General features: G+C 68.5%; 18 protein-coding genes and 1 pseudogene. 10 read left to right on the forward strand and 9 right to left on the reverse strand.

Features of this window, described 5'->3' with window-relative positions; genetic code table 11:
- Positions 1 to 3: 3 nt before the first annotated feature.
- The gene (locus NL241_RS04070) at positions 4 to 1,734 is read left to right on the forward strand and encodes an alpha/beta hydrolase (protein ID WP_487696211.1); all 1,731 of its coding nucleotides are present in this window, start codon (positions 4 to 6) and stop codon (positions 1,732 to 1,734) included.
- On the forward strand, positions 1,718 to 2,347 hold the full coding sequence (locus NL241_RS04075; protein ID WP_494396852.1) for an Rv0804 family intramembrane glutamic endopeptidase: 630 nt from the start codon (positions 1,718 to 1,720) through the stop codon (positions 2,345 to 2,347). Before NL241_RS04070 ends, NL241_RS04075 begins: the two co-directional genes overlap by 17 nt.
- Here the strand turns inward: NL241_RS04075 and NL241_RS04080 are convergent.
- Positions 2,334 to 2,774, reverse strand: a complete 441-nt coding sequence (locus tag NL241_RS04080; RefSeq protein ID WP_487696215.1) for a PPOX class F420-dependent oxidoreductase — start codon at positions 2,772 to 2,774, stop codon at positions 2,334 to 2,336. The genes NL241_RS04075 and NL241_RS04080 overlap by 14 nt on opposite strands.
- A gap of 65 nt (positions 2,775 to 2,839) precedes the next feature.
- On the opposite strand from NL241_RS04080, the gene NL241_RS04085 reads away from it, so the two are divergent.
- Positions 2,840 to 3,277 (forward strand): sterol carrier family protein, encoded by a 438-nt coding sequence (locus NL241_RS04085; RefSeq protein WP_487696216.1) that lies wholly within the window; start codon positions 2,840 to 2,842, stop codon positions 3,275 to 3,277.
- On the opposite strand, the gene NL241_RS04090 is transcribed toward NL241_RS04085, so the two are convergent.
- Positions 3,222 to 4,514 (reverse strand): DoxX family protein, encoded by a 1,293-nt coding sequence (locus NL241_RS04090; RefSeq protein ID WP_494396853.1) that lies wholly within the window; start codon positions 4,512 to 4,514, stop codon positions 3,222 to 3,224. The two genes, NL241_RS04085 and NL241_RS04090, sit on opposite strands and share 56 nt — an antisense overlap.
- 337 nt (positions 4,515 to 4,851) lie before the next feature.
- On the opposite strand from NL241_RS04090, the gene purF reads away from it, so the two are divergent.
- Positions 4,852 to 6,387, forward strand: coding sequence for an amidophosphoribosyltransferase (gene purF, locus NL241_RS04095; protein WP_487696218.1), 1,536 nt, complete (start codon positions 4,852 to 4,854; stop codon positions 6,385 to 6,387).
- An 11-nt stretch (positions 6,388 to 6,398) separates the two neighbouring features.
- Here purF and NL241_RS04100 read toward each other — a convergent pair whose 3' ends face one another.
- A complete protein-coding gene (locus NL241_RS04100; RefSeq protein ID WP_487696219.1) occupies positions 6,399 to 7,706 on the reverse strand; it encodes an NAD(P)H-binding protein in 1,308 nt (435 codons plus the stop codon).
- 157 nt (positions 7,707 to 7,863) lie between these two features.
- Here NL241_RS04100 and purM point away from each other — a divergent pair, with 157 nt between their 5' ends.
- The gene (gene purM, locus NL241_RS04105) at positions 7,864 to 8,937 is read left to right on the forward strand and encodes a phosphoribosylformylglycinamidine cyclo-ligase (protein WP_487696220.1); all 1,074 of its coding nucleotides are present in this window, start codon (positions 7,864 to 7,866) and stop codon (positions 8,935 to 8,937) included.
- 45 nt (positions 8,938 to 8,982) lie between these two features.
- Here the strand turns inward: purM and NL241_RS04110 are convergent, their stop codons facing one another.
- Positions 8,983 to 9,162 (reverse strand): DUF3073 domain-containing protein, encoded by a 180-nt coding sequence (locus tag NL241_RS04110; protein ID WP_487696221.1) that lies wholly within the window; start codon positions 9,160 to 9,162, stop codon positions 8,983 to 8,985.
- A gap of 140 nt (positions 9,163 to 9,302) precedes the next feature.
- Positions 9,303 to 10,384, reverse strand: a pseudogene (ygfZ, locus tag NL241_RS04115) (CAF17-like 4Fe-4S cluster assembly/insertion protein YgfZ).
- Positions 10,385 to 10,463: 79 nt separating this feature from the next.
- Here ygfZ and NL241_RS04120 point away from each other — a divergent pair.
- On the forward strand, positions 10,464 to 11,342 hold the full coding sequence (locus NL241_RS04120; protein WP_487696223.1) for an aminodeoxychorismate lyase: 879 nt from the start codon (positions 10,464 to 10,466) through the stop codon (positions 11,340 to 11,342).
- A gap of 231 nt (positions 11,343 to 11,573) precedes the next feature.
- Here NL241_RS04120 and NL241_RS04125 read toward each other — a convergent pair whose 3' ends face one another.
- Positions 11,574 to 11,909, reverse strand: coding sequence for a hypothetical protein (locus NL241_RS04125; protein ID WP_494396854.1), 336 nt, complete (start codon positions 11,907 to 11,909; stop codon positions 11,574 to 11,576).
- Between the two features lie 134 nt (positions 11,910 to 12,043).
- Between NL241_RS04125 and NL241_RS04130 the strand changes: the two genes are divergently transcribed.
- The 4 genes from NL241_RS04130 to NL241_RS04145 are packed head-to-tail and all read left to right on the forward strand — an operon-like array spanning position 12,044 to position 15,312.
- Positions 12,044 to 12,910: an ABC transporter substrate-binding protein gene (locus tag NL241_RS04130; protein ID WP_494396855.1), complete on the forward strand. Its 867-nt coding sequence runs from the start codon at positions 12,044 to 12,046 to the stop codon at positions 12,908 to 12,910.
- A complete protein-coding gene (locus NL241_RS04135; RefSeq protein WP_487696226.1) occupies positions 12,907 to 13,734 on the forward strand; it encodes an amino acid ABC transporter permease in 828 nt (275 codons plus the stop codon). Before NL241_RS04130 ends, NL241_RS04135 begins: the two co-directional genes overlap by 4 nt.
- Positions 13,731 to 14,480: an amino acid ABC transporter ATP-binding protein gene (locus tag NL241_RS04140; RefSeq protein ID WP_494396856.1), complete on the forward strand. Its 750-nt coding sequence runs from the start codon at positions 13,731 to 13,733 to the stop codon at positions 14,478 to 14,480. The genes NL241_RS04135 and NL241_RS04140 overlap by 4 nt, the downstream gene beginning before the upstream one ends.
- A 28-nt stretch (positions 14,481 to 14,508) precedes the next feature.
- Entirely contained in the window at positions 14,509 to 15,312 is an 804-nt protein-coding gene (locus NL241_RS04145) for an ABC transporter substrate-binding protein (RefSeq protein WP_487696228.1), read from the forward strand.
- On the opposite strand, the gene NL241_RS04150 is transcribed toward NL241_RS04145, so the two are convergent.
- The 3 genes from NL241_RS04150 to NL241_RS04160 form a co-directional block, all read right to left on the reverse strand.
- Positions 15,309 to 15,452 (reverse strand): hypothetical protein, encoded by a 144-nt coding sequence (locus tag NL241_RS04150; protein ID WP_487696229.1) that lies wholly within the window; start codon positions 15,450 to 15,452, stop codon positions 15,309 to 15,311. The genes NL241_RS04145 and NL241_RS04150 overlap by 4 nt on opposite strands.
- Before the next feature lie 140 nt (positions 15,453 to 15,592).
- On the reverse strand, positions 15,593 to 16,243 hold the full coding sequence (locus tag NL241_RS04155) for a heme-binding beta-barrel domain-containing protein (RefSeq protein ID WP_487696230.1): 651 nt from the start codon (positions 16,241 to 16,243) through the stop codon (positions 15,593 to 15,595).
- Positions 16,244 to 16,487: 244 nt separating this feature from the next.
- A complete protein-coding gene (locus NL241_RS04160; protein WP_487696231.1) occupies positions 16,488 to 16,790 on the reverse strand; it encodes a DUF1416 domain-containing protein in 303 nt (100 codons plus the stop codon).
- Between the last annotated feature and the right edge of the window lies 1 nt (position 16,791).

Consider the following 16,791-nt stretch of genomic DNA (forward strand, 5'->3'; position numbering starts at 1 on the left):
CCGATGACGGTCGCGGGGGAGTCGCGTGACCGTCACCCCCTGTTGGAATGGGCGTGGGGACTGGTCCGGCTCGACTTCACCGGCGTCGCGGTGGGTGCGCTGTTCTTCTGCCTGTCGCTCACGCCGTCACTGCTGCCGCGGGACTGGTTGTTCGCCGGCCTGATCGGCGGTATCAACGCCGCCATCGGGTACGGCATCGGTGTGGCGCTGGGAAAACTCTTCCGGCGCATGGTGTTACGCCGGAAACCATGGTGGCCGCCGTCGAAGCGGGTGCTGACCCTGCTGAAGACGGCCACCGTGGCCGCAGCGGTGGCGGCGTGCCTTCTGACCATCGTGCCCGCGGCTGCCTGGCAACGTCAGGTTTCGGCACTGATGGGGATCGAAGGCCCTGCGACGCTGGGCTATTACCGCACGGTGCTGTTGGCGGTCCTGGTCTGTGCCCTGTTGGTCGGGGTGGCGCGGATACTGCTGGATGCCATCAAGGTGTTGGCGCGCTTCCTGATCCGGCGCTGGCGTCTCAATGACGAGGTGGCCCTGTTCATCGGAACCGCGGTGATGGCGGTGCTGGTGATCACGCTGATCAACGGTGTGCTGTTGCGCGGGTTCCTGGCGGGCGCCAACCGGGTGTTCCAGCCTCAGGACTTCACCACCGGCGAGGGGATCGAGCAGCCGGTGGCTCCTGAGAAATCAGGCAGCCCAGAATCTTTCGCCGCCTGGGACACGCTGGGGTTCCAGGGCCGAAACTTCGTGGCCAGCGGTCCCGACGCCGAGGAGCTGGAGGAGGTCAACGGTAGGCCGGCCTTGGAACCGGTACGGGTGTACGCCGGGTTGCAGACCGCCGAGACCGCGGAAGCCCGCATGGCGGTGTTGCTGTCCGAGCTGGAACGCACCGGTGCCTTCGATCGTGAACTGCTGGTGATCATCCCGACGACGGGCACCGGCTGGGTGAATCCGGTGGCGGCCCGCGCGCTGGAGTTGATGTACAACGGCGATACCGCGATGGTGGCGTTGCAGTACTCCTACCTGCCCAGTTGGATCTCGTTCCTCGGCGACCAGCAGACCTCGATGGATTCCGGCCGGATGCTGATCCACGCCGTCCACGAGCGGTGGGTGGACCTGCCTCCGGACGACCGGCCGAAACTGGTGCTCTACGGCGAGAGTCTGGGCTCGATGGCGGGGCAGGCGGCATTCGGGTTCCTGCCGGACGTCTCGCGGATGGGCTTCGATTCCGTGCTCTGGGTGGGGCCGCCGAACGCCAGCCCACTGTGGGACGCGCTGATCGTGCGCCGCGACCCCGGCACGCCCGAAGTGCACCCGCGATATGACAACGGCCGCACGGTGCGCTTCTCACCGGCCAACGACCCGGCCGAGATCCACCGGGACACCGAGGCGCCCTGGGAGGGCACCCGGGTGCTGTTCCTGCAGCATCCGTCCGACCCCATCGTGTGGTGGTCACCGGATCTGCTGTTCTCCCGCCCGGATTGGTTGCGCGAACCGCCGGGCCGGGACCGCACAGCATCCATGCGGTGGTATCCCATCGTCACGTTCTGGCAGGTCAGTGCCGATATGACGAACGCGTCCGGGGTGCCGGGCGGGCACGGGCACAACTACGGACAATCTGTGTTGGACGGCTGGGCCGCGGTGGCGCCGCCGCCGGGGTGGACGCCGGCGGACACCGAACGGATCCGCGGCGCACTCGAGGAGACGGCGGCCGCCGATGGTCCGGAGTACTGAGGACCAACTGCGGGCGCTGGCTCTCGCGGCCGGTCTGGTGGCCTGGAGCGGCACCGCCGGCCTGCAGATCCCTGGCCGGCGGCACCCACTGATCCAGGCCGGCCTGGGCACCGCACTCGCGGTCGGCGCCGGAGCGCGGCCCGGCCTACACGCCCGCGGATTGCGCGCCGGCACTGCCACTTCTGCCGTGGTGGCCGCAGGCGTCGTGGCCACCACAGCGGTGCCCGCGGTGCGAACGGCGATGCGGCAGCGCGCTTTACCCAACCCCGCGTGGAAGTGGCTGGCGGTGGAGATTCCCCTGGGCACCATCTGGGCCGAGGAGACCGCATACCGCGGAGCGCTCGGCACCGCGGCCGCAGCCGCGTTCGGCCCGCGGTGGGGCAAGTTGCTGCAAGCCTGCGCCTTCGGGTTGAGTCATGTCGTCGACGCACGCGGCGCCGGTGAGCCGGTGGCCGCGACCGTGCTCGTCACCGGAATCGCCGGCTGGGTGTTCGCACTGCTGGCCGAGCGCACCGGAAGCCTGCTCGCGCCGGCATTGGCGCACCTGGCGATCAACGAGGCCGGTGCCGTGGCGGCGCTGCTGGTGCAGTCCCGCGACCTCAGTCGGCGGTAGTCGGCACGTCGCGGCTGTCGGCCTTGAGCAGGTGCGGCGGGGTGTCGGTGTCGTCGATACCGAAGCTGATGATGCGTCGCGGCGTGATCCGGATGATGGCGGTGTCGAGACTGTCGCCGTTGTCTTCGGTTCCCGCCGAATCGGTCTCGGCTTGTTCGGCCGTGCCGCGGATCTCCAGGCAACGCACCCGCCAGGGATCACGGGACGCGATGTCGTCGACGACGAACGCCACGGACGGGTTGGTCTTGATGTTGCGGAACTTCTGGCTGCGGGACATCTGGTAGCCGTAGATGTCGATGGTGCCGAGCTGCTCGTTGAAGCTGAAGCCGACGGGACTGTTCTGCACGGTGCCGTCGGGTTGGACGGTGGCGAGCCGGCCGAGGTCGGCGTCGTTGAGGTAGGCGATTTCGTGGGGTTTGAAGGCCATGGCACCACGGTAGGCGTCTCAACGTGCGGTGGCTTTCTTTCATTGGTGGGGGCCGATACTGAGGTATGGCCGCCCGCAACACCGCCGACCCCGTGAAGACCCGCGCCGCCGTGCTGGCCGTCGAGGACTGGTTGCGCGACGAGGCCACGCCCGCGCCGCAGCGGACGCTGACCGCCGACGCGGTGCGTCTCACCGCCCGCAGCCTGGCCGCCGCGGCTCCCGGCGCGTCGGTGGAGGTGCGCGTTCCGCCGTTCGTCGCGGTGCAGTGCATCGCCGGCCCGCGTCACACGCGGGGAACGCCGCCCAACGTCGTCGAGACGGACCCCCGAACCTGGCTGCTGTTGGCCACCGGCCTGATGTCGGTGGACGACGCCGCCGCGGCGGGGGTGTTGTCGTTGTCGGGGTCACGAGCCGCGGAGATAGGTGCGTGGCTTCCCCTGGTACCGCTCAGCGAAAGAACGGATAGTCCTGCACCCAGTGGAAACCCCGATTCAGCAGGGTGAACCGCTGCGGATCCTCCAGCTGTAAGGCCATGCGGACCGGTGTGCCCGCGATGGTGCCGTCCAGAGTCAGCCGGTCGGGGGCGGGGCGGCCGACGGTGAATTCGGCCGGCGGAGCGTCGGGGCCCGACACGGCGAGGGTGCCGGCATCAAGATCCACCTCGGCGCCGGCGGGCTGCAGGCTGCCGTCCATGTGCTGCACGGTGGCTGCCCCGGGAGCGTCGAAAACGATCCTCTGCCAGCGGTTCTCGTCGGTGATCAGCGGAGGGACCCGAACGCCGTCCCGCTCGAAGTCGGTGACCGTCCACATTCCGTAGAGATCTGGTTCGGGTGCGCCGCCGCCGTAGGTGTTCCACGCGGTCCAGCCGCCCACGGCCGCGCCGGCCAGCATCCATCCGCCGATCGCCACCTGCACCGCGGCGGCGACCCGGTTACGGCGCGGGGAGTCGAACAGGGCCGGCTGTGCCACGGGCGCCGCGAACCGGGCGAACACCAGGACGTCGGCGAGCCGGCGCAGTTGCGGGGCCAGGACAACCGCACTGAGCATCAGCAGGTGCGAGGACAGGATCTTCACCGGAACGTCGAAGGTCATGTTCAGCACGAACACCTGGGCCATGCTGGCCAGGCTGATCAACGCACCTAGTGTCGCGGTCCGGGGCAGGAACAGCAGCAGGCCCCCGGCCACCTCGGCGGCGCCGAGCAGCATCTCGTACGGGTGGGAACTGCCGACCTGAAGCCACAGCACCGACGCCGGGCTGAACTCACCGAAGGGTTGCAGCAGCGCCGACAGCGGCGGCTCGGGCATCTGGGTGGGAATCAGCTTGGCCATCCCGTAGAACAGCATCTGGCCACCCAGGCACAACCGGGCGAACACCAGGAACCACGCATGCAGCCGGGTGTACTCGACACGTCGGTCCAGCGCCGTCCACACCGCGGTGGCGACGGCCGCGACCACCAGCAGGACGAACATCATCACCCAGATGGCGGCCTGATCGCCGCTGTGGGAGTCGGGGTGCAGGGTGGCGTCGACGCCGAACACCGACCGGCCGACCCACGCCCAGAGCGGGGCCAACGTCAGCATCTGCCACCACACCGCGTTGTCCGGCAGCACGAGGCCGATCACCCCGGTGAACATGTACAAAATCTGAGCGAAGAGCAGGCAGAACAGCCCGAAATAGATGACCGTGAAGCGGAACGCAACCCGCGTCAACGGGCTCCACCGGACTGCGCTGCCGGTCAATTCGACAGTATCGACGCGTGACACACATCACCACCGGATCAGTTGTACGACCCGCAACCGGTGCGGGGGCCGGGGGACCGGCCTGATCATCCCAACGCCGAACCGCCGAAACCGGCGGCCGAAAGCACTTCGGACCCATTGCGGCACAACCATATTCGCGTGCGCACCCCGGGAATTTCGTCGGGTGGGACCCCGCCGCCGGAGACCGCACCGGGAATGCGGCTCGCCGCGCCGTCGTTGGACCCACCGCAAACCGCCTCGTCCGTGGTACCTCTGCGCCCGCAGGAGACCGTAGACTGGTCGGGTCACCCGAACGCTTCCCAGGAGCAGCCCCCACGTGACCGCTGAACCGATCGAACTCGAGAATGCCCCCGCCGAGGAATGCGGTGTCTTCGGAGTCTGGGCCCCTGGCGAAGAGGTCGCCAAGCTCACCTACTACGGCTTGTATGCGCTGCAGCATCGCGGGCAGGAAGCGGCGGGCATCGCCGTTGCCGACGGCTCCCAGGTGTTGGTGTTCAAGGACCTCGGGCTGGTCAGCCAGGTCTTCGACGAGCAGACGCTGGCCGCCATGCCCGGCCATGTCGCCGTCGGCCACTGCCGTTACTCCACCACGGGCTCGACCACCTGGGAAAACGCCCAGCCGGTGTTCCGCAACACCGCCGCGGGCACGGGTGTGGCCCTGGGGCACAACGGCAACCTGGTCAACACCACCGAACTCGCGGCACGTGCCCGCGAAGCGGGCTTGATGGGCGCCACTGCGGTTGCCTCGGCCACCACCGACTCCGACATCCTGGGTGCGTTGTTGGCCCACGGTGCGGCCGACTCCAGTCTGGAGCAGGCCGCCCTCGAACTGCTCCCCACGGTGCGCGGCGCCTTCTGCCTGACGTTCATGGACGAGAACACCCTCTACGCGGCGCGCGACCCGCACGGTGTCCGCCCGCTGGCGCTCGGCCGGCTGGACCGCGGCTGGGTGGTGGCGTCGGAGACCGCCGCCCTCGACATCGTCGGCGCCTCTTTCGTGCGCGACATCGAACCCGGGGAACTGCTGGCCATCGACGCCGACGGGGTGCGCTCCACCCGCTTCGCCAACCCCACCCCCAAGGGGTGCGTCTTCGAATACGTCTACCTGGCCCGTCCCGACAGCACCATCGGCGGTCGCTCGGTGCACTCCACCCGCGTCGACATCGGTCGCAGGCTCGCCCGCGAGCAGCCCATCGACGCCGACCTGGTGATCGGTGTCCCCGAATCCGGCACACCGGCGGCGGTCGGCTACGCCCAGGAGTCCGGCATCCCGTTCGGTCAGGGTCTGATGAAGAACGCCTACGTCGGGCGCACCTTCATCCAGCCGTCGCAGACCATTCGCCAGCTGGGTATCCGGCTCAAACTCAACCCGCTGCGCGAGATGATCCGCGGCAAGCGACTCATCGTCGTCGACGACTCCATCGTGCGGGGGAACACCCAGCGCGCCCTGATCCGGATGCTGCGCGAAGCCGGTGCGCTCGAGGTGCACGTACGGATCGCCTCGCCGCCGGTGAAATGGCCGTGCTTCTACGGCATCGACTTCGCCTCGCCGGCCGAGCTGATCGCCAACGCCGCCAACGCCGAGGGTTCGCAGGGCGAGATGATCGACGCCGTGCGCCACGCCATCGGTGCGGACACCCTGGGCTATATCTCCATCGACGGCATGATCAGCGCCACCGAACAGCCCGCCTCACGGTTGTGCGCGGCCTGCTTCGACGGCAACTATCCGATCGAGCTGCCCAGTGAGACCGCACTCGGCAAGAACGTCATCGAGCACATGCTGTCCAACGCCGCCCGTGCCGGTGCGGTGCAGTCGGAGAACGACAACGCCTCGGCGCTTCGTCGTCCCTAGCTGAAGTCGTCCTAGCTGAAGAGGTTGCGCCGCAAGAGCTTCCGCCGGATCTGCCAGGCGGTGACGGCGTACAGGCGCCCGGGCAGCCCGCGAGGACAGAACGTCGCCGTCTGCGTGTAACCGGTGCGTCCGTCGTCGCGCGCACTGACCTGCACGTTCAGCGCCGCAACCCCGGGTAGCCGGCCGCGGTCGAGCAGTCGGGCGTCCACTCCGCGGTTCTCGGACTGGACCTGCCAGCGGCGGCCGCGGTGCGTCAAGGCCTGCCATACCGCGTCGGGACTGCGGTCGGTGCTGTCGGCCACGGAGTCGCTCAACAGCAGATCACCGGACCAGTCCGGGTCATTGGGTCGCGGTGCGGCCGGGCTCGGCGGTGTCCAGGACGGTTCGCCTCCGCGCTGTTCGCTGTACTCGAGGGCGAGTTCCACCGACTCGCGGTAGGGCGTGAGCCCGCCCGACGGAGGCGGAATGACGTCATCGATGTCGTGTTCGTCGGCCACGGCATCACACTCGAGCGATTCCACCAGCGGCTGCGCCAGCCCCGGCGGTATCGGGGTCACCAGTCCCACCCACCAGCTGGCGATCGTCGGCGTCAGGAACGGCAGGACGATGATGGCCCGGCGGCGCAGGCCGGACACGTCGGCGTAGATCTGCATCATCTCGCCGTACTCGAGAACATCGGGCCCGCCGATGTCCCAGGTGCGCGACTGCGGGACCGCGGCCGTCGCCGCCTCGGCCAGGTAGTGCAGCACATCCCGGACGGCGATCGGCTGGATCTTGTTGTGCACCCACTTGGGAGTGGTCATGACGGGGAGCAGTTCGGTCAGGTGGCGGATCATCTCGAACGACGCCGAGCCCGAGCCGATCACCACACCGGCCTGCAGCACGATGGTCTCGATCCCGGATTCCAGCAGGATGTCACCGACGGCCGTCCGGGACTGCAGATGGCGCGACAACTCCACGCCGGCCGGGTGCAGGCCGCTGAGGTACACGATGCGCCGCACCCCGGCGTCCTTGGCTGCCTGCACGACGTTGGTGGCGGTGCGGCGCTCCTCCTCGACAAAATCCTGCGAGGTGCCCATGGAATGGGCGAGGTAGAACAGGACGTCGACACCACCGAACACCTGCCGAAGCGAATCCGGCTTGGTGAGGTCACCCTCGACCACCTCGACGTCCCCGCGCCACGGCACGTCGTCGAGCTTCTTCGGGGTGCGTGCCATGGCCCGCACCTTGTGGCCACGCTCCAGCAGCGACGGGATCAGGCGACCGCCGATGTATCCGGTGGAGCCTGTCACGAGACATTGGACCTGCGCTGAGTTCACGGTGCTGCATAGCCGCGAAAGCGGCTGGTGAAACCCGGCGACGAGCGTGTGTTGTCCACGAGTCCAGGTCGACGTGGCGCACGGGGGCACCCGCGCTCGCGCGGTACGGGGCCCGGCCGATACCGGCGGGGACCCGCGACCGGTAGATTGAGGTCCGATGACCGATCGCGCTGAAGAACAAGGTATCTCTTACGCATCGGCTGGAGTCGATATCGAGGCCGGTGACCGGGCCGTCGAACTGTTCAAGCCACTGGCGAAGAAAGCGACCCGGCCCGAGGTACGAGGCGGACTCGGCGGCTTCGCCGGCCTGTTTGCCCTCCGGGGCGACTACCGCGAACCGTTGCTGGCCTCCTCGACCGACGGTGTGGGCACCAAGCTCGCCGTCGCGCAGGCGATGGACAAGCACGACACCGTGGGACTCGACCTCGTGGCCATGGTGGTCGACGACCTCGTGGTGTGCGGCGCCGAGCCGCTGTTCCTGCAGGACTACATCGCCGTCGGCCAGGTGGTCCCCGAGCGGGTACAGGCCATCGTCTCCGGTATCGCCGAGGGCTGCGTGCAGGCGGGGTGCGCGCTGCTGGGCGGCGAGACCGCTGAACACCCCGGGCTGATGGCACCCGACCACTACGACTTGTCGGCCACCGGCGTCGGCGTGGTGGAAGCCGACAACGTGCTGGGGCCCGAACGGGTACGGCCCGGTGACGTCGTGATCGCCATGGGGGCCTCCGGCCTGCACTCCAACGGCTACTCGCTGGCCCGCAAGGTGCTGCTCGAGATCGACCGGATGAACCTGGCTGGTCATGTCGAGGAGTTCGGCCGCACCCTGGGTGAAGAACTACTGGAGCCCACCCGCATCTACGCCAAGGACTGCCTGGCCCTGGCCGCCGAGACCCAGGTGCGCACGTTCTGCCACGTCACCGGCGGTGGCCTGGTGGGCAACCTGGAAAGGGTGATCCCGCACGGGCTGGTCGCCGAACTGGACCGCGGCACCTGGACGCCGGCACCCATCTTCGGCCTGATCGCTCAGCGTGGCCGCATCGAACGAGTCGAGATGGAGAAGACGTTCAACATGGGTGTCGGCATGGTGGCCGTCGTCGCGCCGGAGGACACCGATCGCGCGCTGGCCATCCTCACCGCACGGCACCTGACGTGCTGGACGTTGGGAACCGTCAACAAGGGAACGAAGGACGGACCCCGCGCCACTCTCGCGGGTCAGCACCCACGGTTCTGAGCGCGGTGGCCCGTGCGTCAGGGGAGCAGCGCTGAACCCTCGGGTTCAGCGCCGCCAGGCGTCTTCGTCGCTCCAGCGATCGTCGACGAGGTCATCGTCGGTGTTGTCGTCCGCCTCCGAGCCCGACAGCTCCTTACGGAGCCGCTCAAAGTCGGTTTGCGGAGAGCTGTACTTCAACTCTCGAGCAACCTTGGTCTGCTTTGCCTTCGCCCGGCCGCGGCCCATGGGGGAACCCCCTCGCGCAATAACGGAGCGGCCCAACAATGTGAGCGGCTCCGATCTGTGTGTTTATTGTCCTGGGTTCACTTTACCGTGCCCCGACCGGCTGCGCTGGCAGGCCCGTCGGCGGTGAGTGTCACAGGCTGTCATGCCAGGCCACGCAGCCGATCAATGGCTACCCGGCCGGCCCCGGCGACGTCGGCGGGGGCAGCGAGTCAACGTCGACAACGGCGGCGACCTCGACGTCGCCCCCGGTTGTCAGCTCGGTGTCAGCCGGCAGCCCCCGCTTCACCAGGGCAAGGGCCACCGCACCGAGATCGACATGGTCTATCACGGTGCCGACCCGGCCGACCGCGCGGCCGCCGGCCAGCAGGGGATCGCCGGTGACGGGACGTTCGGTCGAGCCGTCGAGGTGCAGCAGCACCAACATCCGAGGGGGTTTACCCAGGTTGTGGACCCTGGCAACGGTCTCCTGCCCCCGGTAGCAGCCCTTGTCGAGGTGCACGGCTCCCTCGCCGGGCCCGCCGATCCAGCGGACCTCGTGCGGAATGGTGCGCTCATCGGTGTCCACCCCGAGGCGGGGGCGCACAGCAGCCACACGGCGGGCCTCATAGGTCCACACACCCGCACGCCGAACGCCGGCTTGCTCCAGCCGATCCAGCCACGCCGCGGCCTCGGCGCGAGGCACCAGGAGGTCGTACTCCGGCTCCCCCGCGCGGGTCTGGCGGATCAGACCACCGCTCGCCAGCGCCTGCGCCGACGAGTGCGGGGGCAGGGCATCGGTCCCGAGGGCCTGGAGCACGGCGTCGGCGCCCGCGTCAGGACCCATCAGGGTCAACACGGCCAGATCCGCGGGCTCCACCGTGACCTCCGCCCAGAACACCATCTTGCGCAGGAACTCCAGGAGCGGCTGCCCACGCCACGACTCGGTGTCCAGATAGGTGACCCCGCCGAGCTCGGTCTGCAGCCAGTGGTCCTCCACCCGGCCCTGGCCGTCGAGGCTGAGGTTCTCCACCGTCGCACCGTCGGGCAACGCGCTGACATGCTGCGAGGAGATGCTGTGCAGCCAGCTCTGTCGGTCCTTGCCGGTGAGGGTCAGCACCGCACGATGGGAGCGGTCGACGATCACCGCGGCCGAGTCGGCGGCACGTTGTTCGCCGAGGGGGTCGCCGTAATGCCACACGGCGCCGGCGTCGGGTCCGGATTCTGGGGCGGGTACGGCAGACACATCTCAACTCTACGGTCCGCCGGGGCCGGTTATTCCCGCTCGCGCCGACCCGGCCGGCACCGGATTACGCTATGAAGCCATGGCTGTAGTGGTGACTCTCGACGGCACGGTGCGTGACCCCGACACGCCGTTGCTGCACGCCGATGACCTGGCCGCGGTGCGCGGCGACGGAGTGTTCGAGACGCTGCTGGTACGCCACGGGCGGGCCTGCCTGGTGGAGTCGCATCTGCGGCGGTTGACCGGCTCGGCGAAAGCGCTTGCGCTGCCGGAGCCGGATCTGGCGGCCTGGCGCTCCGCCATCGACATCGCGGCGCGGTCCTGGGCCGCCGGCACCGACGACGAAGCGGCGTTGCGGCTGGTCTACACCCGGGGTCGCGAAAGCGGTTCACCGCCGACGGCCTACGTGAGTGTGAGCCCACTGCCCGGGCGCATCACCGCCGCGCGCCGCGACGGCGTGTCAGCGCTGTCGCTGGACCGGGGTCTGTCCGTCGCCGGCGCGGATACGATGCCGTGGCTGCTGGCCGGTGCCAAGACGCTGTCCTACGCGGTGAACATGGCGGCGTTGCGGCATGCTGCCGACCAGGGCGCCGACGACGTCGTCTTCGTCAGCTCAGACGGCTTCATCCTCGAAGGACCCCGTTCCACCGTGGTGATCGCCACCGACCGAGTAGATGGGGCGGAGGGGCAGACGTGCCTGCTGACACCCCCGCCGTGGTATCCGATCCTGCGTGGGACCACGCAGCAGGCGCTCTTCGAGGTCGCCAGGGCCAAGGGGTTCGACTGCGACTACCGGGCGTTACGTCCCGCGGATCTGCTTGAGGCGCAAGGGGTTTGGCTCATCTCGGCCATCACCCTCGCGGCAAAGGTGCACACCCTCGACGGTGAGCCGTTACGGAACACCGCACTGGCCGCCGACGTCGCGGGTTTGGTGGACGCTGCGATCATCAGCGATCGCTGAGCGCTAAATCGGTTGTCGGTTGTTGAATTCGCGGGTACTTTCGTCGGTACACAAGAAGGGAGGTGGTCCGAGATTTTGAGTGACTTATGGACATGTGAGGTGGCTGCTAGCTAGCAGCACCAGGCTGAGGAATCACCTGCGAGCGCTGGCGAATTCCGAGCAGCCACCCGACCCCCGAGCCCTTGGTTTGTCCAACCAGGAACTATGGCTCGGGGGTCGCCCATTTTTTCTCTATGGTGAGGGCGGCGCGGGCGCCAGGGAATGACAGGCCTGCATGGCCGAATCCCACACTCCTTGATCGATGTCCGGCGGTGCCGGCGGGATGCCACCCTCGTGCGGTCGCTCGCCGGGCGGCGGACCCCCCGGCCGTTCACCGCCGGGACCGTGCCCACCCGGGCCGCCTTCGGGTGGTGCGGGCACACCGTTGTCGGTGAGGCACTGCATGAAGGCGTCGTCGGGCTGGTTCGGCGCTGCGGCCGCCGTTTCAGCGGAACACGCCGCGGTGAGACCGACCACCGCGACCGCAGCCGCTGCTGCTGCGACGGCCGGCCAAGCGGGCAAAGACATGAGGCTCTCCTTCGTAGGGGGTGAACGCCCCCGCGACGGTATGGGTCGTTCCTTTGCGCCCCGTAGACCCCGAATATCAGCAAGCTATGAGCGGATCGCTGGCGCGGCGCACGCCGGTAGGCGATGATGCGGCGATGCGAAATCGGTCGAGAAGCTGGCTGTTGGCGGGGGTAATGGGGAGCCTGGCGCTCGTAGGCGCGGGATGTGCGCCGGCAGATGAACAATCGGCACCAGAATCCAGCCGCGCCGCCGACAGCTGCGCCAAGGATTCGCTGACCACTCTGGAAGCGGGCCGCCTGACCTTCGGCACCGACCAGCCGGCCTACCCGCCGTGGTTCGTCGACGACGACCCCGCCAACGGCGAAGGCTTCGAATCGGCCGTGGCCTACGCCGTCGCCGAGAAACTGGGCTTCGGCAAGGACGAGGTGACCTGGGTGCGGGTGCCGTTCAACGCCGCGATCGCCCCGGGCGCCAAGACCTTCGACGCCAACCTGTCGGAGTTCTCCATCACCGATGAGCGCAAGCAGGCCGTCGACTTCTCCTCGCCCTACTACGACGTCACCCAGGCCGTCGTGACCGTGCGCTCGTCGCCTGCGGCTGAGGCCAAGACCCTCGACGGCCTGCGCGCCCTGAAGATCGGCGCGCAGGTGGGCACCACCAGCTACACCGCCGCCGAGGCGTTGGCGCCGAGCCAGCCCGTCAGCGTCTACAACAACAACGATGACGCCAAAGCCGCGCTCACCAGCGGGCAGATCGACGCGGTGGTGCTCGACCTGCCGACTGCATTTGCGGTGCAGGCCGAGCTCGACGACGGCGTGATCGTCGGGCAGCTGCCTGCCACCACCGACAAGCCGGAACAGTTCGGGATCGTCCTCGACAAGGGCAGCCCGTTGACGGTGTGTGTCACCTCTGCTGTCGACGAACTGCGCTCCGACGGCACACTGGCCGAACTGCAGAAGACATGGCTCGACGAAGCCGGTAGCGCACCCGTACTGACGTGACCGCGCTGGCGGAGCAGCGCCGCGCCTACCACCGCTCCCGCGCGCGGCGCTCGACGCTGGTGGCGCTGGCATCGACGCTGGCGTTCGCTGTGGTGATCGGTGTGACGGTGGTGTCGTCGCCGGGCTGGCCGCGGGTACGTGATTCGTTTTTCGACCTGCAGATCGGCTGGGACAGCCTGCCTGCGGTGCTCGACGGCTTGTGGCTCAACGTCCGGGTGCTGGTGGTGTGCGAGATCCTGATCCTGGCGTTGGGTTTGCTGCTGGCCGTACTGCGCAACCTGCGTGGACCGGTGTGGTTTCCGGTGCGCGCGTTCGTCATCGGTTACGTCGACCTGTTCCGCGGTCTGCCGCTGTTGATCTGCCTATACCTGATCGGCTTCGGCCTGCCGGGGCTGCGGCTGGAAGGCATCCCCAACAGTCCCGTGCTGCTGGGTGGCCTGGCCCTGGTGCTGGTGTACTCGGCGCTTGTCGCCGAGGTGTTCCGGGCGGGCATCGACTCGGTGCACCCGTCGCAGATCGCGGCCGCCCGGTCGCTGGGCCTGAACTACCCCCGCACCATGCGGTTGGTGGTGCTGCCGCAGGCGGCGCGGCGGGTCACACCTGCGCTGTTGAACGACTTTGTGGCCCTGCAGAAAGACTGCGGCCTGATCTCGGTGCTCGGCGCCGTCGACGCCGTGCGAGCCGCGCAGATCCAAGTGGCGACGTCGTACAACTTCACGCCCTACGTGGTGGCCGGCCTGCTGTTCGTCGCACTCGCGGTGCCGTCGGCCCGGCTGGCCGACTGGGCGACGCGCCGGGCGGCCCGACGGCAGGGCGCACTATGACCGAACCCGTGTTGAGCCTGCGTGGGGTGGTGAAGAACTACGGCGACAGAGCGGTTCTCGACGGCATCGACCTCGACGTCGGCGAGCACCAGGTGGTGGTGCTGATCGGCGCATCCGGTTCGGGAAAATCGACGTTGCTGCGGTGCATCGACCTCCTGGAGGAGATCGACGACGGGCAGATCCTGCTCGACGGCCGCGATATCAGCGACCCGAGGATCGACGCCGACAACGTGCGCCAGTCGATGGCGATGGTGTTCCAGTCGTTCAATCTCTTTCCTCACATGACCGTGCTGAACAACGTCACGCTCGCGCCGCGGGTGGTGCATCGCCGCAGCCGCCGCGACGCCGAGGACCGCGGCCGGGAACTGTTGGCTCGGGTCGGACTCGCCGACCGCGCCGATACCTACCCGGACCGGCTCTCGGGTGGACAGCAACAGCGGGTGGCGATCGCCAGGGCGTTGGCCTATGACCCCCGCGTGCTGCTCCTCGATGAGGTGACCAGTGCCCTGGACCCTGAGCTGGTGGGGGAGGTGCTCGACCTGCTGGGGGAGTTGGCCACCTCTGGCCGCACGATCGTAATGGCAACACACGAAATGGGTTTCGCGCGTCAGGTGGCCGACGTCGTGTGCTTCCTCGACGGTGGCCGGATCCTCGAGTCCGGCCCGCCGGACCAGGTTCTGGGTGCGCCGCGGCAGGAGCGCACCCGGCAGTTCCTGGCCCGGTTGGGCGGGGTGGGACGGGACTGACATGCGTTTCGGTGGGTCGGGTGCAGCCGTGCTGGTGCTTGTGCTGTCCGGGTGCGCTGCCCCCGCTGCCACGGCCCCGCCGCTGAACTGCGACAAAGCCGATCTGCCCACGCTGTACAAAGGCGTGTTCACCGTCGGGACCGACCAGCCGGCGTATCCACCGTGGTACATCGGTGACAATCCCGCCAACGGTGAGGGTTTCGAATCCGCGGTGGCCTACGCCGTCGCGGACAAGCTGGGATACACCGCCGACGAAGTCCGGTGGGTGCGGGTGCCGTTCAACACCGCCATGGCGCCCGGCCCAAAAGCGTTCGACGCCAACCTCTCCGAGTTCTCCATCACCGACCAGCGCCGCGAACTCGTGGACTTCTCGTCGCCGTACTACGACGTGTCACAGGCGGTGGTGACGGTGCGGACCTCCGCCGCCGCCACGGCCACCACCCTGGAGGATCTGCGCTCGGTGAAGCTGGGCGCCCAAGTGGGCACCACCAGCTCCACCGCGGCGCGGGCGGTGGGTGGCAGCACATCGATCGAGATGTACAACACCAACATCGACGCCAAGATGGCGTTGCGCGCAGGTCAGATCGACGCGCTGGTGCTCGACCTGCCGACCGCGGTGGCGGTGCAGGACGAACTCGACGGCGGGATCATCATCGGAACGCTGCCGGCGGGCTCGGACGTCGTTGAACAATTCGGCATCATGCTCGACAAGGACAGTCGGCTGACTCCATGTGTGTCGCAGGCTGTCGACGAACTACGCACCGAAGGCATGCTCGACGCACTCGAGGCCCGCTGGCTGGCCGACGGGGAGGTACCCCCGGTGCTCGGTTAGCCGGGGCCGGGCGCCAGCTCGGCGCATGCCTGCAGGGCCTGCTCCCACGAGACCGGATCAACACCGGCCGGCGGCGCGGCGGGACCGGGAGCCGGTCCCAGTGCCGGCGCGGGTGGCTGCTCGATCCCGTGTTCGGCCAAGCAGTGCGCGTAGGAGCCGTGTTCGGATGGTGTCTGCCCAGGATCGTCTGCCGGTTTCGGCGCGGACCCGCAGGCCGTCAGTGAGATTGTGAGGACGAGCGCGCACAGCAGGGCGCGAGGCGAGAGCTTGATGACGAACCTCAGCCGGCGAATCGGCTGAGCCGGGCGGACAGATGCGGAACCAACCCGCCGTCGGCGTCGACGCGTTCCTCGACGTAGGCCAGGTCGCCGCCCTCGACGATGCCGTAGAGCCGCTTGGCGCCGCCTACGAGCATGCCGGACTTGCTGCGCGCCAGAGCGTCGGTGACCAGCTCCCAGGACGCCTGGTTGCGAGGGTGGCCGTAGAAGAGTTCCACGTAGCCGGCGGAGTGGGCCAGCAGCAGTTCGATGGCCTGGGATTCACCCGGGTCGGCGGGATCGTTCACGAAGCGCCAGAAGCCGCTCTCTCGCAGACCGACGGATTCGTAGGCGCCGTCGTCGTCCAGACGCCAGGACCGGGCCTCCCAGATCAGGTAGTCGCCACCGTCGTGCGACACCACGATCTGCTGACCGAACCGGTAGTCGCCTCCGGCGCCGCGGCCTTCCCCTTCGCCACGCCAGACACCCACCAGAGGCAGCAGGGCCAGCAGAGCGTCGTTGAGGTTCGCACCCTCGCGCAGATTCGCGGTATCGGCGGGCAACGGCAGATCGGCGAAGGCGGGGATGTTGCGTGCCGCGGTCTCCTTGGCGCGCTTGGCCGCGGCGGCTACCGCGCGGTCGCCTGAACCTGCTTCGGGTTCAGAGTCAGTCACGACTCGTCGGTGATGAGCCGGTACAGCGCGTAGAGCGCGAACCAGGTGATCACGACGGTACACAAGACGAGAGCAAGCTCGTAGAACAGCACCACGGTGTCGAGTCTAGTTCCTATCCGAGCCTGTGAGGCTCCGGGTCCCTACCGCGAGCGTGCGTGATTGCACACATTTTTCGGCGTGCCGAAGGGCAAACACGCACGCTCGCCGGAAGGGGGTGGAGCTCAGGCTTCCTAAGCGACCGGAGTCAGGCGACCTTGACGTCGACTTCGTGGATCCCGGCACCGGACGGCGCGACCACCGCGTCGCCGTTACCGGCCGACGACAGGGCACGCACCCGCCACGTGCCGGGAGCGGCGAAGAAGCGGAAATCGCCGGTGGCCGATGCGACGACCTCGGCGGTGAACTCGTCCGAGGAGTCCAGCAGCCGGACGAAGGCGCCGCCGACCGACTGGCCGGTGCCGTCAACGACCCGTCCGGTGATCACCGTCTCCTTCTCGAGGTCGACGCTGGCCGGCAGGGTCTGTCCTTGCTTGGGCGCTGAGCACATA

Source organism: Mycolicibacterium sp. SMGY-1XX, assembly GCF_059132455.1.

What these genes read in the sequence shown, in the direction of transcription:
- NL241_RS04070 (WP_487696211.1), top strand. Translation starts at nt 4, where the DNA reads ATGACGGTCGCGGGGGAGTCGCGTGACCGTCACCCCCTGTTGGAATGG.
- NL241_RS04130 (WP_494396855.1), top strand. Translation starts at nt 12,044, where the DNA reads ATGCGAAATCGGTCGAGAAGCTGGCTGTTGGCGGGGGTAATGGGGAGC.
- NL241_RS04085 (WP_487696216.1), top strand. Translation starts at nt 2,840, where the DNA reads ATGGCCGCCCGCAACACCGCCGACCCCGTGAAGACCCGCGCCGCCGTG.
- NL241_RS04110 (WP_487696221.1), bottom strand. Translation starts at nt 9,162, where the DNA reads ATGGGCCGCGGCCGGGCGAAGGCAAAGCAGACCAAGGTTGCTCGAGAG.
- NL241_RS04120 (WP_487696223.1), top strand. Translation starts at nt 10,464, where the DNA reads ATGGCTGTAGTGGTGACTCTCGACGGCACGGTGCGTGACCCCGACACG.
- NL241_RS04140 (WP_494396856.1), top strand. Translation starts at nt 13,731, where the DNA reads ATGACCGAACCCGTGTTGAGCCTGCGTGGGGTGGTGAAGAACTACGGC.
- NL241_RS04080 (WP_487696215.1), bottom strand. Translation starts at nt 2,774, where the DNA reads ATGGCCTTCAAACCCCACGAAATCGCCTACCTCAACGACGCCGACCTC.
- NL241_RS04125 (WP_494396854.1), bottom strand. Translation starts at nt 11,909, where the DNA reads ATGTCTTTGCCCGCTTGGCCGGCCGTCGCAGCAGCAGCGGCTGCGGTC.
- NL241_RS04075 (WP_494396852.1), top strand. Translation starts at nt 1,718, where the DNA reads ATGGTCCGGAGTACTGAGGACCAACTGCGGGCGCTGGCTCTCGCGGCC.
- purM (WP_487696220.1), top strand. Translation starts at nt 7,864, where the DNA reads ATGACCGATCGCGCTGAAGAACAAGGTATCTCTTACGCATCGGCTGGA.
- NL241_RS04160 (WP_487696231.1), bottom strand. Translation starts at nt 16,790, where the DNA reads ATGTGCTCAGCGCCCAAGCAAGGACAGACCCTGCCGGCCAGCGTCGAC.